This is a genomic window from Mangrovibacillus sp. Mu-81, from assembly GCF_036867415.1.
In the GTDB taxonomy this organism is placed as follows: Bacteria; Bacillota; Bacilli; order Bacillales; family Bacillaceae_B; genus Rossellomorea.
The window spans coordinates 26,666-43,150 of the sequence record NZ_JBAJHU010000004.1; the positions used below are offsets into that span (position 1 = coordinate 26,666).

15 protein-coding genes, 1 other RNA gene and 1 other annotated feature are annotated in these 16,485 nt (G+C 44.1%); of the genes, 4 read left to right on the plus strand and 12 right to left on the minus strand.

The window, feature by feature from the left end:
• The first annotated feature begins 69 nt into the window (after positions 1 to 69).
• The gene (locus V6B33_RS10710; protein WP_334217748.1) at positions 70 to 1,344 is read left to right on the plus strand and encodes a replication-associated recombination protein A; all 1,275 of its coding nucleotides are present in this window, start codon (positions 70 to 72) and stop codon (positions 1,342 to 1,344) included.
• 182 nt (positions 1,345 to 1,526) lie between these two features.
• Positions 1,527 to 2,246 carry a protein-glutamine gamma-glutamyltransferase gene (locus tag V6B33_RS10715; protein WP_334217749.1) on the plus strand — a complete coding sequence of 240 codons (720 nt, stop codon included), beginning with the start codon at positions 1,527 to 1,529 and terminating at the stop codon, positions 2,244 to 2,246.
• Between the two features lie 105 nt (positions 2,247 to 2,351).
• Here V6B33_RS10715 and V6B33_RS10720 read toward each other — a convergent pair whose 3' ends face one another.
• The 5 genes from V6B33_RS10720 to V6B33_RS10740 are packed head-to-tail and all read right to left on the minus strand — an operon-like array spanning position 2,352 to position 6,083.
• Complete coding sequence (locus V6B33_RS10720; protein WP_334217750.1) at positions 2,352 to 3,299, minus strand: ABC transporter permease; 948 nt, start codon at positions 3,297 to 3,299, stop codon at positions 2,352 to 2,354.
• Positions 3,292 to 4,218, minus strand: coding sequence for an ABC transporter ATP-binding protein (locus V6B33_RS10725; protein ID WP_334217751.1), 927 nt, complete (start codon positions 4,216 to 4,218; stop codon positions 3,292 to 3,294). The genes V6B33_RS10720 and V6B33_RS10725 overlap by 8 nt, the downstream gene beginning before the upstream one ends.
• Entirely contained in the window at positions 4,215 to 4,922 is a 708-nt protein-coding gene (locus V6B33_RS10730) for an ABC transporter ATP-binding protein (RefSeq protein WP_334217752.1), read from the minus strand. Before V6B33_RS10730 ends, V6B33_RS10725 begins: the two co-directional genes overlap by 4 nt.
• An 18-nt stretch (positions 4,923 to 4,940) precedes the next feature.
• A complete protein-coding gene (locus tag V6B33_RS10735; RefSeq protein ID WP_334217753.1) occupies positions 4,941 to 5,303 on the minus strand; it encodes a GntR family transcriptional regulator in 363 nt (120 codons plus the stop codon).
• A gap of 3 nt (positions 5,304 to 5,306) precedes the next feature.
• Positions 5,307 to 6,083 (minus strand): hypothetical protein, encoded by a 777-nt coding sequence (locus V6B33_RS10740; protein WP_334217754.1) that lies wholly within the window; start codon positions 6,081 to 6,083, stop codon positions 5,307 to 5,309.
• A gap of 151 nt (positions 6,084 to 6,234) precedes the next feature.
• Here V6B33_RS10740 and V6B33_RS10745 point away from each other — a divergent pair, with 151 nt between their 5' ends.
• Positions 6,235 to 6,675 (plus strand): hypothetical protein, encoded by a 441-nt coding sequence (locus V6B33_RS10745; protein ID WP_334217755.1) that lies wholly within the window; start codon positions 6,235 to 6,237, stop codon positions 6,673 to 6,675.
• A gap of 57 nt (positions 6,676 to 6,732) precedes the next feature.
• On the opposite strand, the gene V6B33_RS10750 is transcribed toward V6B33_RS10745, so the two are convergent.
• The 5 genes from V6B33_RS10750 to V6B33_RS10770 all read right to left on the minus strand — a co-directional run bounded on the left by V6B33_RS10750 (position 6,733) and on the right by V6B33_RS10770 (position 11,569).
• Entirely contained in the window at positions 6,733 to 7,497 is a 765-nt protein-coding gene (locus tag V6B33_RS10750; protein ID WP_334217756.1) for a tRNA threonylcarbamoyladenosine dehydratase, read from the minus strand.
• A 189-nt stretch (positions 7,498 to 7,686) separates the two neighbouring features.
• A non-coding RNA gene (ssrS, locus tag V6B33_RS10755) (6S RNA) lies at positions 7,687 to 7,873 on the minus strand.
• A 64-nt stretch (positions 7,874 to 7,937) separates the two neighbouring features.
• Positions 7,938 to 9,710 (minus strand): aspartate--tRNA ligase, encoded by a 1,773-nt coding sequence (gene aspS / locus V6B33_RS10760; protein WP_334217757.1) that lies wholly within the window; start codon positions 9,708 to 9,710, stop codon positions 7,938 to 7,940.
• Positions 9,711 to 9,750: 40 nt separating this feature from the next.
• Positions 9,751 to 11,025, minus strand: a complete 1,275-nt coding sequence (gene hisS, locus V6B33_RS10765; RefSeq protein ID WP_334217758.1) for a histidine--tRNA ligase — start codon at positions 11,023 to 11,025, stop codon at positions 9,751 to 9,753.
• 67 nt (positions 11,026 to 11,092) lie between these two features.
• Positions 11,093 to 11,321, minus strand: a binding site (T-box leader).
• A 71-nt stretch (positions 11,322 to 11,392) separates the two neighbouring features.
• Positions 11,393 to 11,569 (minus strand): RNA polymerase subunit sigma-70, encoded by a 177-nt coding sequence (locus tag V6B33_RS10770; protein ID WP_334217759.1) that lies wholly within the window; start codon positions 11,567 to 11,569, stop codon positions 11,393 to 11,395.
• Between the two features lie 320 nt (positions 11,570 to 11,889).
• On the opposite strand from V6B33_RS10770, the gene V6B33_RS10775 reads away from it, so the two are divergent.
• Positions 11,890 to 13,539 (plus strand): SH3 domain-containing protein, encoded by a 1,650-nt coding sequence (locus tag V6B33_RS10775; protein WP_334217998.1) that lies wholly within the window; start codon positions 11,890 to 11,892, stop codon positions 13,537 to 13,539.
• Positions 13,540 to 13,593: 54 nt separating this feature from the next.
• On the opposite strand, the gene dtd is transcribed toward V6B33_RS10775, so the two are convergent.
• Both dtd and V6B33_RS10785 read right to left on the minus strand, forming a co-directional pair.
• Positions 13,594 to 14,034 (minus strand): D-aminoacyl-tRNA deacylase, encoded by a 441-nt coding sequence (gene dtd / locus V6B33_RS10780; protein WP_334217760.1) that lies wholly within the window; start codon positions 14,032 to 14,034, stop codon positions 13,594 to 13,596.
• Between the two features lie 13 nt (positions 14,035 to 14,047).
• Positions 14,048 to 16,237 carry a RelA/SpoT family protein gene (locus tag V6B33_RS10785; protein ID WP_334217761.1) on the minus strand — a complete coding sequence of 730 codons (2,190 nt, stop codon included), beginning with the start codon at positions 16,235 to 16,237 and terminating at the stop codon, positions 14,048 to 14,050.
• Positions 16,238 to 16,485: the final 248 nt, after the last annotated feature.

Sequence of the window (16,485 nt, forward strand, 5' to 3'; positions counted from 1 at the left end):
ATTTCCTTCTAAACTTGCCCTGTGATAAAGTAAAAGTACCCTGAGAACATCAGTTTGGAGAGATTTGATATGTCGATTAAACCACTTGCCTTCAAAATGAGGCCCAGAACGATTGATGAGATTATCGGACAACAGCACTTAGTGGGTGAAGGAAAAATCATCGACCGGATGGTAAAAGCAAAACAGCTTTCCTCCATGATCTTATATGGTCCTCCCGGAATAGGGAAAACCTCGATTGCCAGTGCGATCGCCGGCAGTACGAAATATAGATTCAAAACGTTGAACGCAGTCACAAATAATAAAAAAGATATACAGATTGTCGCCGAAGAAGCGAAGATGTCAGGGAAAGTGATTCTTTTGCTCGACGAAGTCCATCGCCTTGATAAAGGAAAGCAGGACTTTCTTCTCCCATATCTAGAAAACGGGATGATCACCTTGATCGGGGCGACGACGAGCAATCCTTATCATGCGATCAATCCTGCGATCAGGAGCAGATGCCAAATCTTCGAGTTGAAGCCGCTTACCACCGAAGAAATGAAAACCGCAATAAACAGGGCGATTGAAGATAAGGAGCGGGGCCTGGGCGACTATTCCCTCGACATTTCGGATGAAGCAGTCGAACACTTTGCGAGCAGCAGTTTCGGGGATGTCAGGAGCTCTTTGAACGCACTGGAGTTGGCTGTCCTGTCCACTTCACCTGATGAAGAAGGAACGATTCACATCAATGTCGGGATTGCAGAAGAGTGTTTACAGAAAAAGAGCTTTTCACATGATAAAGATGGAGATGCCCATTATGACGTGTTGAGTGCATTTCAGAAATCAATACGGGGCAGTGATGTAAATGCTGCGCTCCATTACTTGGGCAGGCTTGTGGAAGCAGGCGATCTGCCAAGTATTGCCCGTCGATTGCTGGTCATTGCGTATGAAGACATTGGTCTCGCTAACCCCGGTGCAGGTTCGAGGACACTCGCTGCCATTGAAACGGCTGAAAAAATCGGGTTTCCGGAAGCACGCATACCCTTGGCCAATGCCATCATTGAACTCTGCCTATCTCCAAAATCGAACTCAGCCATCCTTGCCATCGACGGCGCATTGGCTGACATTCGAAAAGGAAAAAGCGGGGAAGTTCCCGATCATTTGAAAGATGCCCATTATAAGGGAGCTTCTGAATTAGGCAGAGGTGTAGAATACAAATACCCGCATGACTATGAATCCGGCTGGGTGGCACAATCCTATCTGCCCGACCGGCTGAAGAATGTCCGGTACTACACCCCGAAATCGACCGGGAAATTCGAGCAGGCAATAGCCGGTATATATGAGAAGATTAATAAGCAAATGAAATAGATTGATTAAGCCGGGTCTTTATCGATCCGGTTCTTTTGTTGCTGTCAGGTATTGAAATGATTTTTTAATCCGCTTTCACTCACTGGAAATCATCGACAGTCTCCTGTCCCCTAGAATCAAAAATGTTCCCAATCAAATCCCCTTACATACACTGATAAAAAAGCGCCTCGGAGGTTATGCCGATGATCACCCTGAAAAACGGCTCTTCCACTGCCGGTTTAAAAGGTTTATCCCCTGCCCAAGCCAATATCCTGAATGCAATTGAACAGAGCAAGATCAAGTATGAATACAATCACCTGGAAGAACTCGCTTTTGAACTGAACCTGAGGGAAAGGATCATTATAAACAGCAGAATGCTCAACAGCAATGCCGCCACATTCGCCACATTTCCCAATTCGTCTTTCAACCCTTACTATTGGATCAAAACGATGAGCGGATACAGGTTAAGGGAATCAAGACGCCCTTCCGCTGCCATACGGGATGTTTTCGAAAATTCCTATTTGTACAGTTTTGAATGTGTGACCGCTGTCGTACTGATTTTTTATAAATCCATCCTGGACACGATACGCCCAGAGTATTTCGACCGCCTGTATTCCCCGATGCTCATTTGGGGTCATAATTTCAATGACGCCATGCACATGGTGACATATGAAGGGATAGACAATATCCCGGGGGATGTATATTACTTTTCAAATCCCGACTATGAAGATCCGATCTGGATGGGCGAGAATGCTGTTTTCCTGGAAAAGAATCAGTATTTCGGCCATGGAATCGGAATCGTCACCCATAACAAAATGATCGAGGCACTGAATACGTTACGAAGGATGAATGCAACACGTTCAGCATTCCAATTGAACCAGACCACCCGGCTTCAGTTCCCGGAACTGTATAAATACTCATAAAAAATGACGGTCTTCGAATAGACCGTCATTTTTTATATGAATTTTAGTAAACCAGAACGTCCTCTTCAGGACTTTCGCCATAAACTGGCGAAGGCAGCGTTATCTCTAAGCCGCTACATCCCGCTTTTTGAATACGAAGAATGCAAGGAGCTGGAAGATGGCAAAGTAAATGATGAGCATCGTGATCGAGAAGCCCATGGTCATCCCGTCCACCAGCGGTTGACTGAATCCGGTATACTGCGTAAGGTCTGTATTGGCAAACAGGCTGTATTTTGCCCAATCGAACTTCATGGCAAGTAATCCTGTAGCGTTTGCTCCCATAAACAGCAGGAATAATGAAATCCCGATAGCGAGCGAAGAGCTTCTGAATACAGTCGAGATCATGAATGCCATCGTGGCCATCATCGTCACATCGATCGACTTCAATAAATAGGTTTTGATCAGATATCCTACGATATTCTGTTCAACCACTTTACCATCGATATAAGCCAGGTGGACGGATTGATCTGTGCCTCCGAAGAGAATCAGTCCAATCAGGAAGGAAACAGCGAAAAGAATACCAAGCAGTGTCCCACCATACAAAATGACCGTAATATATTTAGAGATTAATATCTTCGTTCTGGAAATAGGACGGATCAATAAGAGCTTAATCGTCCCCCATGAAAACTCACTGGCGACAATTCCCGCTGCGACGATGATGGCAAATAAGCCGACCAGCGTCACTGCAAAACCATTCGTCTCCACAAAGGTCCATACCGTTTCCTTTGTTTTCGGTGCAATATCGTTTTCAATCCTGTACTCGTTGAGGGCAATGTTACTCTTGATCATCGAAGTGCTGAGACGATCCATCTGTCCCTCGGACAATGCTTTCTTATCCCCTTCTACTTGCATGGAAAGCTCCTGCTTCCAATTCTCTGTTTCCTTCGCTCTGGAATCTTCATATTTCTCAAAAGCACCGACGATTCCAATGACAAGGATCAATAGACCAATCATGACATAGGTGCCGACCCGCTTAAATATTTTCATCCATTCATTCTTTATCAGGTTAAGCATGCAGGACCTCCCCTTTCTCATTTGTGATTTCCAGGAAGCGGTCCTCTAATGACTTCGCAACCTGCATAACGCTGAATATTTCCACTTCGTTCTCCACGAATGCTTTGATCAGCTGTGGTACCTGTTCTTTTGTGATGCTTGTCTGCAGCTTGTTGCTTTTAACATCGAATACTAGAGACGGGTTGAAGGCATTCATGGCAACACGTGCCTTCTCCTCATTGTTCACTTCAAATTGATAGACGAGCTCCTTACCGTCCACAAAATCCCGCACTGTCTGAACATCGATGAGCTTCCCTTTTTGAATGATCCCGATACGGTCGCACATCATTTCCATTTCTGAAAGCAGGTGACTTGATACAATGACAGCCATTCCTTCTTCCTGTGCAAGCTTTCTGATGTATGCACGTATTTCACGAATACCTGCTGGATCCAGGCCATTCGTCGGTTCATCGAGAATGAGGATCTTCGGTCTGTGCAACAGGCATTGTGCGAGTCCTAAACGCTGCCTCATACCAAGCGAATACGTTTTAACCTTGTCATGGATCCTGTCGGTCAAGCCGACCAATTCGACTACTTCATTTATCCTCTCTTTCGTGATCCCATTCTGCATGCGGGCGAAATGCTGCAGGTTTTTATAACCAGACATGAACTTATATAGCTCGGGATTCTCGACAATCGCTCCCACTGAAGCAATCGCACCTTCGAAATCTTTTTTGATGCTCTTGCCCGAGATGACAACGTCTCCTTCAGAGATACTCATCAATCCGACGATCATCCTGATGGTGGTCGTCTTTCCTGCGCCATTTGGTCCAAGGAAACCAAAAACTTCCCCTTCGAACACATCAAAAGAAAGATCATCTATAATCTTTTTTCCTTTAATGACTTTCGATACATTTTGTAATTTCACAATTGTATTCATTCTTTTCTTTTCCCTCCAGCCGTTGTTTTTTTCAACCATTGCAGAACCGATAAACCTTCCTCTTCCCTCAGCTTCTCCACCTCGCAATGTCCTTCGATCTTTCCTTCGTGAATGATATATGCTTCATCCAGGATCGCTTCGATTTCATCAATTTCGTGCGTGGCGATGATCACCGTCTGATTTCCGAACTCGATATATGAAATCAGGCTCTTCACAATTGAATCCCTCACCATCGGATCCAATCCTGAAAACGGTTCATCCAAAAGAAGTACCTCTGTATTACGTGACAGGGTCAGGATAAGTTTCAATCTTCCCCGATTTCCTTTTGATAAATGTTTAATTTTTTTATTTTCATCCAGATTCATGAAGGCTGTCAGTTCTTTTGCCTTCTTTGAATCGAAGTCTTCGAATTGGGAAGCGTAGAAACGGATCATTCCTTCTACCGTGAATGCTTCATAAAACATATCCAATTCAGTCAAATATGAGACCTTGTCAGCTATCTTCCTGGATACTTGCATATCTTTGAACATCACTTTGCCGCTGCTTGGAAGCACAAGACCGGCAATCATTTTCAAAGTGGTCGATTTACCGCTTCCGTTCGGTCCAAGCAGACCGTATATTTTTCCTTTCTCGAACTGCATCGAAGTATGTTCCAGAGCGACCTCGTGACCGTATTTTTTTGTTACATGCTGAAAACGGATCATGTTTCATCCCCCCTCCATCTATTCATCCTGATACTTCTCGAGACTTTCAATCATCTTATTTTTGGATAACCCGAGTTCTTTCATGTTCCTTATGAATTGCCCCACTATTTCTTTTTGAACTTTTTCATTCAGTACCGAAAGGATTTCTTGATTTTCCGTTACAAAGGTTCCCTGCCCTCTCCTTGTCTCCACGATCTCCATCCTTTCCAACTCGCTGTAAGTCCTTTGAATGGTATTCGGATTCACACCTGAATGAATCGCCATCTCCCTGACTGAAGGAAGCTTATCTCCAGGCTGCAATTCCTTTCTCACGATTTCCCGAATAATCCGGTCTGCAATCTGAACATAAATCGGTTTCGATGCTGTATATTCTTCTGTCATTCCTTACACCTCTACTTTACGGTCTAATAACCGGCAGGAAATAATAAACAGAGTGATCATGACGAGCCCTTCAAATGCGAATGGCAGAACAGGAAAGGGAATGATTTCATTCATAAAACTTACTTCCGCATCCCCACGGCCCGCTGAAAAAGCAAGCCCTGCAGGTACCTTGATCGTCCATGATTCAAACAGCCTCTGCACCCACTCAAAGCTCATCAATATCGCTGTGAGACCCTGATAGATGACGATGAACCCTATGATGAATAACCACCTTATGTTTTTTATGGCAGGGAATTTCCCCAGGGCGTGGTAAAACGTCCAAAAAAAGAGGATCCAAATGGAAAAGTTAGACGCTGCGACCGTAATTCCGAGATTGAATAAAATCCCTTCTTTAAGCGGCCAATATGAAAAAAAGGTATCTTCCGGAAGACGCGCTAGGCTGACGGCCCCGAGAATATCCACCAATAAGAAAGATAAGGTTGAATATATGAAGGCTATGATCAGCTTTGGAACGATCAGTTTAAATCCGCTTTGGGGGCTGTGAAGCCACAGCTGCGTCTTACCCTCCATCCTGAGCATGGAGAAGACAATGACCGGCATCACAGCCAGATGAAAGATTCCAAGCATGATGACAAATACAACCACAACCGACGACTCCCCTGTCACTTTGCCAAGTATCAGTCCCAATGCGTAAATAAATAGAATGATGGCAATCCAGCCGTAAAACCATATTCTTGAGGTGTGAAAATCTTTCCATAGAAGGCCTTTAAACGCTTTCATATCCAGCACTCCTTAAAGTGTTTTAGTGTTCTAGTTAGATAGTACACTAAAACACGAGTAACCGTCAATCCATTTTTAACAAAAAATGGGTTCATTTATTTTGTCTGTTGTGTAAAGCTATAAGAAAGATCAGAAGCAGGGGTGAGGACGTATGAAATCTTCGAAAAAAGGGTGGACTGAAGCTGAGGAGACGCTGCTGATGGAAATCGTCCAGTCTTATATGGATAAGGGAATTTCTAAAAAAGCAGCGTTTGAAGAAGTTTCAGCAAAAATAAACCGAACACCGGCCACTTGCTCTCATCACTATTATGCCATCAGAAATAATCAACCCATCTCCAGTGGGGATTCAGCGATCACTCTTGAGGATTGCATCCATTATCTAAGTGACAGGACCAGACAGCAGGAAACGCTTTTAAGGGAGAACAAGATGTTAAAGAAAGAAAAACAGGAACTCCTGCTCGTTCAGAAGAGGTTGAAGGATAGGTACTCAATACTTTCCGGTCAGCAGAAGAAGCTTCAACAATTACTTTCCATTATAAAGGAAGCCGAGAACTATACGGAGAGCCCTGTCATAACACCGATCATTCATTAAATTTTCATGTATAAAAAAAGGAAAGGGCCCGTCTGATGAGACAGGCCCTGCTCTTTATTATTTATCTTTCACTCTTTTGATTTCGATATCTTTCAATAATTGATTCACTACGTAGCCTGCCTGTACCAATCCTGCCACGGATGGTACAAACGCATTGGAAGACGGTGGCATCTGAGCTTTTCTGATCTTGGCATCGTCTTTCCCGACTTCCTTCCTGACATCTTCGCGTATGACAATCGGGCTTTCATCCGAAAATACGACGGGCACCCCTTTTTTGATTCCTTCTTTCTTCAATCGTGTACGGATGACTTTTGCAATCGGATCTGTATGAGTTTTACTGATATCAGCAATTTGGAAACGGGTTGGATCTGTTTTATTTGCCGCACCCATACTCGAAATCAAAGGTATATCCCTTTTCAGGCATTCTTTCATTAAATGAATTTTATAGGCAATCGTATCGGAGGAATCAACGACATAGTCTAATCCATGACTGAAGAACTCTTCATAGGTTTCTTCGGTATAGAACATCTTTAATGAGATCACTTCACATTCAGGGTTAATATCTTTGATGCGATCACGCATTAAATCAGCTTTGGGCTTTCCTACGGTAGAAAGGAGCGCGTGAATCTGGCGGTTTACATTTGTGATGTCGACATCGTCTTTATCCACCAATACAAGGCGCCCTACACCCGAACGCGCCAATGCCTCTGCTGCAAAGGAACCCACACCGCCGATACCGAGTACGGCAACTGTGCTGTTCTTGAGGATATCTAGTCCTTCCTTTCCGATCGCTAATTCATTTCTGGAAAACTGGTGTAGCAATTCAATCATCTCCATTATAAGTATTCGACTAGGTTTATACTGAATTAGAATAAAGGATAGCAGGTGGAAAATCAACTTGAAATCTTTTCTGATTACTTGTTTACCCATTTATAAGAAACAAATAGAAAAAACCAGACTGGATAACAGCCTGGTTTTGTATGCTCATTTAAGGAAGTTTGAAAAGTAGGAACGAGTCCCAATCGTGCCGCCGCTGCGATTCCTTCGTTTTGAACCCGCTCTCGGCAGGTGGGTGCTTTGCTCTGCTAGTTGTTAGTCCTCTGAAGAGGCATGAACGTGTAACAGAAACGACAAGCTCCCAAAGTTTTAATTGTTCGGTCAAAACTGTCAGGGTTAACGTCGTACACATCAGGACTCGTTTGTGATTGTTTAAATCATACCATAAGGATTTTGAATTTTCAATGAACTCCCCTTAGGAATTTTTACTCATTCTTTAAATCGAGCGACAATGATAATTCCTTTAATTGGGCTTCACTCACACCGCCCGGAGCTTCCGTCAGCATGCAGCTTGCACTTGCCGTTTTAGGGAACGCGATGGTATCGCGCAGGTTCGTACGTCCCGCAAGCAGCATGACCAGGCGATCCAATCCTAAAGCGATGCCGCCATGAGGAGGTGTCCCATATTCGAATGCTTCCAATAAGAACCCGAATTGTTCCACTGCTTCTTCTTCGGAGAATCCAAGTACCTTGAACATTTCTTCTTGAATATCGCGTTCATAGATTCTAAGTGAGCCCCCGCCCAATTCATAGCCATTCAGAACAAGGTCATATGCTTCCGCACGAACCTCTGCCGGATTGGACTCGAATTTTTCGATATCTTCACGGACCGGCATTGTAAACGGATGGTGCGCTGCATAGTATCGGTTCTCATCTTCGTCGAACTCAAGCAGCGGCCAGTCTGTCACCCAAAGGAAATTATACTTACTTTCATCGATCAGATTAAGCTCTTTTCCTAATTTCATTCGGAGAGCACCCAGTGCATCGGCTACAACTGATTTCCTGTCTGCAACGAATAAAAGTAAATCCCCTGCCTCTGCAGCAGCTGCAGCAGAAATCTGAGTTGCATCTTCCCCCGTTACAAATTTTGAAATCGGACCTTTCAAGCCTTCTTCTTCGACTTTCAACCAGGCAAGCCCTTTTGCACCGTAGCGGGAAACGAATTCGGTCAATGAATCAATGTCTTTACGGGAATAGTTCGATGCTGCCCCTTTAACATTGATCAACTTCACTTGTCCTCCATTCGCCACAGCACCGGAGAAGACTTTGAATCCTGAATCCTTCACGATTTCAGATACATCGATCAGTTCCATGGCAAAGCGTGTATCCGGTTTATCTGATCCAAAACGGCTCATGGCATCGTCATACGTCATCTGCGGGAATGGTGTGTCAACCGTGAAACCTTTGACGTCATTCATCAGTTTCTTCATCATGTCTTCTACAAGAGCAATAATGTCTTCTTTATCCATGAAGCTCATTTCCATATCAATCTGAGTGAATTCCGGCTGGCGGTCGGCACGAAGATCCTCATCACGGAAACAACGTGCAATCTGATAATAACGATCAAACCCGGAAACCATCAGGAGCTGCTTGAAAATCTGAGGAGACTGGGGAAGAGCATAGAATTCTCCCGGATGAACACGGCTCGGCACCAAGTAATCACGTGCACCTTCTGGAGTGCTTTTTGTCAGAATCGGTGTCTCAACATCCAAAAATCCGTTATCATTCAAAAATGAACGAAAAGAGGACGTTACATTGTGGCGCATTTTAAACGTATCCGCCATGACAGAGCGTCGAAGGTCGATATAGCGGTATTTCAAACGGACATCTTCAGACACTTCCATTTGATCATCAATCATGAATGGCGGGGTTTTCGCTTCATTTATGATTTCTACCTTCTCAACCTGAATTTCGACTTTACCGGTTTTCAAGTTAGGATTGACGGTGCCTTCTCTTCTTTCCACTACCGTACCGGTAATACTCAATACATATTCGTTACGGATTTTCTCCGCAAGAGCGAGCGCTTCTTCTGAAAGATCGGGGTTAAAAACCGCCTGCACGATTCCTTCCCTGTCCCTGAGGTCGATGAAAATCAAGCCGCCCAAATCTCTTCTTTTTTGGACCCATCCCTTGATGGTCACTTTTTCACCGATGAAAGTCTCTGTAATTTCACCACAGTAAGCTGTTCTTTTTGTCATCTTGTTCTCCTCCTTGATGAATTCCTTCATCCTGCATCTTCTATTTGGATAACTTTCCTTTGATTCTATCGACGAAATGATCAAGATTGACTTCTTCTTGTTCTCCCGTCGCCATATCTTTCAGATTGATCTTATTTTCCTTCAGCTCATTTTCACCGATCACGGCCACATACTTCGCCTTGCAGCGGTCTGCTGCTTTGAACTGTGCTTTCAGCTTCCTGTCAAGATAATCTTTCTCGGAAGCAATCCCTTCCCTTCTGACCTTGTGAAGAAGTTTCACTGCATAATCCTTGGCTTCATCACCGAGTGATACGATAAACAGATCAATGCCTTCATTGATCGGAAGGTTTACCCCTTCAGCTTCCAATGCGGACAATAATCTTTCAATACTGAATGCGAACCCGATTCCAGGCGTTTCCGGACCGCCGATTTCTTCCACAAGTCCGTTGTAACGGCCTCCTCCGCAAAGCGTCGTGATCGCTCCAAAGCCTTCAGCATTACTCATGATCTCAAAGGCTGTATGATTGTAATAATCAAGCCCTCTTACAAGAGTGGGGTCCACTTCAAATTCTACATCCATGTCTGACAGGTAGCGTTGGACTTTCTCAAAGTACTCCCTGGATTCATCATTTAAATACTCAAGGATCGATGGAGCCGATGACATCAATTCATGATCACGGTCTTTCTTGCAATCCAGTATTCTCAATGGATTCTTTTCCAGCCTGTTCTGGCAGTCACCGCAAAACTCACTTATTCTTGGCTTAAAGTGATTGATCAGTGCCTCCCTGTGTGCATTTCTGCTGCCGGAATCCCCAAGACTGTTGATGACAAGCTTTAATTGTTTTAAACCCAGTTCCCGGTAAATACCCATGGCGAGCGAAAGAACTTCCGCATCGATTGCCGGATCCTCGCTTCCAAGCGCTTCGACACCGAATTGAACAAACTGGCGGTAGCGTCCGGCCTGGGGACGTTCATAACGGAACATTGGTCCTGAGTAATAGAGCTTCACGGGCTGTCCCGGATTCCCGAACATCTTATTTCCGACAAAGGATCTGACGACAGATGCCGTTCCCTCTGGACGTAAAGCCAGGCTTCTCCCTCCCCTGTCTTCGAACATATACATTTCCTTTTGGACAATGTCCGTCGTATCCCCGACGCCTCTTGTAAACAGATCGCTCGATTCGAAAATCGGCGTGCGAATTTCTTTATACTGATAGGCATGGCATAGATTCTTCGCCACTTCCTCTACGTACTGCCACTTTTCCACAACGCCTGGCAGTATATCCTGAGTACCTCTTGGTATTTGAATGGACAAATTGAATTCCTCCTTCAATAAAACTAATTTATGTAAATAAAAAAAGCCCTCGATCCCTTGTAATAATACAAGGGACGAGAGCTGTTATTCCCGTGGTGCCACCCTAATTGAAGTCTATAAGACTTCCACTCAGCCAGTTAACGCCTGGTACGTTCATCTCCTACTAAAAAATATGTTCAGAGCGAAACCTCCCCGAGTGTTCATTCACCGAGTCACTTTGCAGAATGCTTTCAGCCGCGGCATTCCTCTCTTATCCAAGTGATTACTCAGTTACTATTCTCGATCATCGGTTTTATTAAATGTTATTTTATTTCTATAATGATACGTACGGCGCATGTTCATGTCAAGGGGGCAGAACGAAATTTTATCAGGATCTCTCCATTTTCTTCTTCAATAACTTGACTTCCCTCAAGGATAGACCGAATTCAGAAGCAAGTTCAACGTTCAGGGCATCTTTCTCCCGCTCCACAAAATGATGAAAATCCACTCCGTATAACTGATTCTCTCCATTCGCACTCATAAAATGTTTATCACTTGACCTCATTCAGATCATCCTTTCATTTATCCTATCTACTATCATTTCCAATTACCCATTTTTCTTTCGTCAAAGAGGAATTTTAATTTTTTTATCGTATTTAAACAGTAATGGGAATTTCCGGAGAGACACCCCGTGAAAAAATACGAAAAGCGATGATAAAATAAACGTTCCGGGAAAATTTCCGATAGTATAAGAGTAAGAAAAATCAACCAAGGGTGGTGTAAGCGATCAAAAGAATAACAGCAGTCATACTGGCACTTATATTAATCTTTTCTTTCCAGCCACTGACTGATCCTTATGTTCATGCGCAAGAAGGCAAAGTATCCATCAGTACAGCCACGCTCAATGTTCGTACAGGACCCGGTCTCAGCTACCCTGTCTTGACCCAGGTACATAGAAATCAAACATTCAGTATCGTGGAATCCAAGAAAGACTGGTACAGGATTTCCACCGATAAAGGAGAAGGCTGGGTGGCAGATTGGCTGGTGACCCGTGAATCCACAGGATCTTTAAATGAAACCGGACAGCAAGGGACAGTGAGCACCAATGGATTGCGCCTGAGAAAGGGGCCGGGCACGTCCGAACCGGTCGTTACAATTCTTAACAAAGGCGACATTGTATCGATTTCGGAAACCAGCGGCAGCTGGCTGTCAGTACAATCAGGGAATGCCGGCGGCTGGGTCCATAAGGACTATATTGATCTGGGCGCACATTCCAGTGCATCAGCTTCTCCTTCTAAAAATAAGGAAGCAAAGCAAGGAGTCATCACAGCTGGTACATTGAATGTCAGAAAATCACCTTCACTGAACAGCCCCGTCGCCGGAGCTGTCCATAGAGGAAACCCTGTATCGATCACCGGAAGCGTCACTGGGTGGTATGAAATTCAGTTCGGAAAGTCGAAAGCATGGATTTCCGACAATTACGTTGAATTATCAAGCACTCCGGTTGAAGTTCCAGCCACTTCTTCCGAATTCACCGGGAAGATCACGGTAAATTCACTCAACGTAAGAAGTGAGCCGTCTTTGAACGGAAACATCGCCGGCAAAGTTTCAAAAGGCGAAAAGTATCCAATTTTATCGGAACGGAATAACTGGTTTGAAATCAAGCTCAAGAGTGGTAAGTCCGGATGGATCGCAGGCTGGTTTGTACAAAAGACAGTTGCCGGTGAGCAAAAGAAATCCACTTCCTCCACGCAGCCTGCAGGTGAGAAGGTTACCATCCTCCATAACGGGACAAATATCCGAAGCAGTGCTGATGTACAGTCGAACGTTGTCAAAAGGGCGGATAGCGGCGAAACCTTCTCTGTAACAGGAAAACAAGGGAACTGGTATGAAATCAAATTAAAGGATGGCAGCACAGCGTATGTTGCAGGGTGGATTGTGTCCATACGGACGGGCAGCGGTTCCGAGTCTTCCCCTTCCAGAAATACTAGCGGAGGCATACGGAACAAAGTCATCACTATTGACCCGGGACATGGGGGACGTGACAGCGGTACAATCGGTACAAGGGGTACACTCGAAAAACTGTTGACAATGAAAACGGCACAACTGCTGGCAGATAAGCTTAAAAGCGCAGGTGCCGAAGTCATTATTACAAGGAAAAACGATGAATATGTTTCATTGCCTTCACGTGTATCACTTTCCCATTATTATGATTCGGATGCCTTTATATCGATCCATTTTGACAGTATTTATGACAGCAGTGTCGCTGGCCATACTACTTATTATTATCGAAATTACCAGAAGGACCTGGCGTATGATGTCCATGAAAGTCTTGCAGACAGGCTTCCTTCAAGGGACAGGGGCGTACGTACGGGGGATTATCACGTCATTCGTGAAAATAAACAGGCAGCCATCCTCCTTGAATTAGGATTTTTAAGTAATCCTGCAGAAGAAGCGAACGTGACTTCCCATCATTATCAGGACCTGGCTGCTACAGCGATTTACCATGGTTTGAATGACTATTTCTCAAACTGATACGATCGAACAAACAGAAAAGCTGTCCTGCTTAAGGACAGCTTTTTCATATGATCATTTACTTTCAAGGATGAGCGTAACCGGTCCGTCATTAGTCAGTTTGACATCCATCATTTCCCCGAACACACCCGTTGCCACCTCGACGCCTTTTTCTCTTAGCATCTTATTGAAGAATTCATATAGTTGAAGTGCCTGATCGGGTTTTGCGGCTTCCATGAAATTCGGCCTTCTGCCTTTACGGCAGTCTCCGTATAAAGTGAATTGTGAAATGGACAGGATCTCTCCTTTTACATCCAGTAATGAATGATTCATCTTTCCATCTTCATCTTCAAATACTCTGAGGTTGACCACTTTATCGGCAAGATAGCCTGCGTCTTTTTCTGTATCACCGTGAGTTATGCCCACGAGCAGAACAAAGCCTGATTGAATCTGTCCGGTCACTTCTTCCCCTACAGTCACGGAGGCTTCTTTGCTCCTCTGCAGTACGACTTTCATAAGAGAAACCTCCCTAGTTCATGATTCTGCGCACAGCATAAACATCAGATATCTGTTTAATCCTCTCCACCACTCTGTGAAGGTGGGAGATATTTTGTATCGAAATCGACATATTGATGGTTGCCATTTTATTTCGATCTGACTTACCGCTTACGGCAGTGATATTCGTTTTTGTTTCGTTTACCACTTGCAATACTTCATTTAAGAGACCTCTCCGGTCATAGCCTGAAATTTCAATGTCGACGTTATATTCCTTGCGATCCTGACCGTCCCCTTCCCAGGAAACCGGAATGAGGCGCTGTTCCACTTCTTCCGTCTGCACATTCGTGCAATCAGCACGGTGGACGGAAACCCCGCGGCCTTTCGTGATGAATCCGACGATTTCATCCCCTGGTACCGGACTGCAGCATCGGGATAACCTGATGAGCAGGTTGTCGATCCCCTTCACTTGAACCCCGGCATCCTTTTTGCGTTTGACAGGCTGGGTATTCAATTCTTTCATTGTTTCTTCGAGCTTATCTTCCTGTTCACGCTTCCTTCGGTCCTTCTCTGTAAGGCGGTTGGCAATTTGTGCAGCCGTGATCCCATTGTAGCCGACAGCTGCATACATATCATCTTCATTGGAGAAATTGAACTTCTCAGAAACACGCTTAATATTTTCAGAAGTCAGGATTTCTTTCAGGTCAAAGTCTTGATTTTTAATTTCTTTTTCAACGAGATCGCGGCCTTTTTCAATATTTTCTTCTCTTCGCTGTTTTTTGAAGAACTGTTTTATCTTATTCTTCGCCTGAGAAGTCTGGGCAAGCTTAAGCCAATCCTGGCTCGGTCCGTAGGAGTGTTTTGAGGTGAGTATCTCAATGATGTCACCCGTCTTTAATTTATAATCGAGTGTCACCATTTTCCCGTTCACTTTAGCACCGATCGTTTTATTGCCGATTTCTGAATGGATCCGGTATGAGAAATCAATCGGTACTGATCCCGAAGGCAATTCAAGGACATCACCCTTCGGCGTGAACACAAACACCATATCGGAAAACAGGTCGATCTTAAGAGACTCCATGAACTCCTCGGCATTGGCCGATTCATTCTGGAACTCGAGGATTTCCCTGAACCATGATAGCTTTTTCTCAAATGAAATTTTATCATCGAAACTTTTTCCTTCTTTATATGCCCAGTGGGCCGCCACCCCGTACTCGGCGATCTGGTGCATATCCAAGGTCCTTATCTGTACTTCAAGAGGATCCCCCTTGGGCCCGATGACTGTCGTATGAAGGGATTGATACATATTTGGTTTAGGCATGGCGATATAATCCTTAAACCGGCCGGGCATGGGCTTCCAGCATGTATGGATGATCCCGAGGACCGCATAGCAATCTTTGATGCTGCCTACCACGATCCTGACGGCAAGAAGATCATATATTTCATTGAACTGTTTATTCTGGAGAGCCATCTTCCTGTAAATGCTGTAAATATGCTTAGGCCGTCCTGAGATTTCCGCATCGATCTGAACATCCCCCAGGCGGTCTTTCACTTCATTCACAACGTCATCCAAATATTCTTCACGTTCTGCGCGTTTTTTCTTCATCAAGTTGACGATACGGTAATATTGCTGAGGATTTAAATACCTCAGGGAAGTATCCTCGAGCTCCCATTTGATCTTCGAGATCCCTAATCGATGTGCAAGGGGTGCAAAGATTTCGAGCGTTTCATTGGCGATTCTTCTTTGTTTTTCCTGAGGCAGATGCTTCAGCGTCCTCATGTTATGAAGACGGTCGGCAAGCTTGATCAGGATGACCCTTATGTCCTGAGCCATAGCAACAAACATTTTCCGGTGATTTTCAGCCTGCTGTTCTTCTTGAGATTTATATTTGATCTTTCCAAGCTTGGTAACCCCATCCACGAGCATGGCCACTTCTGCATTGAAGGATTCTTCAATCTCAGAAAGAGTGATGTCGGTATCTTCCACTACATCGTGAAGAAACCCGGCAGCGACAGTGGACGGATCCATTTCCAGGTCTGCTAAAATACCGGCGACTTGAATGGGGTGAATGATATATGGTTCACCGGATTTCCGATATTGTTCCTTGTGAGCATCCTTTGCAAAATCGTACGCTTTCTGTACCATTTTCACATGCTCGTCATTCAGATATTCTCTTGTTCTATCAATAACCTGTTCAGGGGTTAGTACTTGATCTTTGGACATGATCAAAATCACCTTTATATTAAAAGATTTTCAGTGCTGTCTCATTTTAATGATTGTTACTATTATCAAATAAATAATGTGGTTCTGTAAAGTGTTTAGAGTAAAAATCTCAGATTTCATCAAACTTTGTCGAAATTAGTCGATTTTTTACACATGTTTATATTGATCTATAAATACCGCTCAGTGTGATAAATGTAATAAATAACCAAATATATAAAAAAGGGCTGACATTTCGCAATGCCAGTCCC

Excerpts from the sequence above, each read along its gene's own strand:
- V6B33_RS10710 (WP_334217748.1), top strand. The coding sequence starts at position 70 with ATGTCGATTAAACCACTTGCCTTCAAAATGAGGCCCAGAACGATTGAT.
- V6B33_RS10715 (WP_334217749.1), top strand. The coding sequence starts at position 1,527 with ATGATCACCCTGAAAAACGGCTCTTCCACTGCCGGTTTAAAAGGTTTA.
- V6B33_RS10720 (WP_334217750.1), bottom strand. The coding sequence starts at position 3,299 with ATGCTTAACCTGATAAAGAATGAATGGATGAAAATATTTAAGCGGGTC.
- V6B33_RS10725 (WP_334217751.1), bottom strand. The coding sequence starts at position 4,218 with ATGAATACAATTGTGAAATTACAAAATGTATCGAAAGTCATTAAAGGA.
- V6B33_RS10730 (WP_334217752.1), bottom strand. The coding sequence starts at position 4,922 with ATGATCCGTTTTCAGCATGTAACAAAAAAATACGGTCACGAGGTCGCT.
- V6B33_RS10735 (WP_334217753.1), bottom strand. The coding sequence starts at position 5,303 with ATGACAGAAGAATATACAGCATCGAAACCGATTTATGTTCAGATTGCA.
- V6B33_RS10740 (WP_334217754.1), bottom strand. The coding sequence starts at position 6,083 with ATGAAAGCGTTTAAAGGCCTTCTATGGAAAGATTTTCACACCTCAAGA.
- V6B33_RS10745 (WP_334217755.1), top strand. The coding sequence starts at position 6,235 with ATGAAATCTTCGAAAAAAGGGTGGACTGAAGCTGAGGAGACGCTGCTG.
- aspS (WP_334217757.1), bottom strand. The coding sequence starts at position 9,710 with ATGACAAAAAGAACAGCTTACTGTGGTGAAATTACAGAGACTTTCATC.
- V6B33_RS10770 (WP_334217759.1), bottom strand. The coding sequence starts at position 11,569 with ATGAGGTCAAGTGATAAACATTTTATGAGTGCGAATGGAGAGAATCAG.
- dtd (WP_334217760.1), bottom strand. The coding sequence starts at position 14,034 with ATGAAAGTCGTACTGCAGAGGAGCAAAGAAGCCTCCGTGACTGTAGGG.
- V6B33_RS10785 (WP_334217761.1), bottom strand. The coding sequence starts at position 16,237 with ATGTCCAAAGATCAAGTACTAACCCCTGAACAGGTTATTGATAGAACA.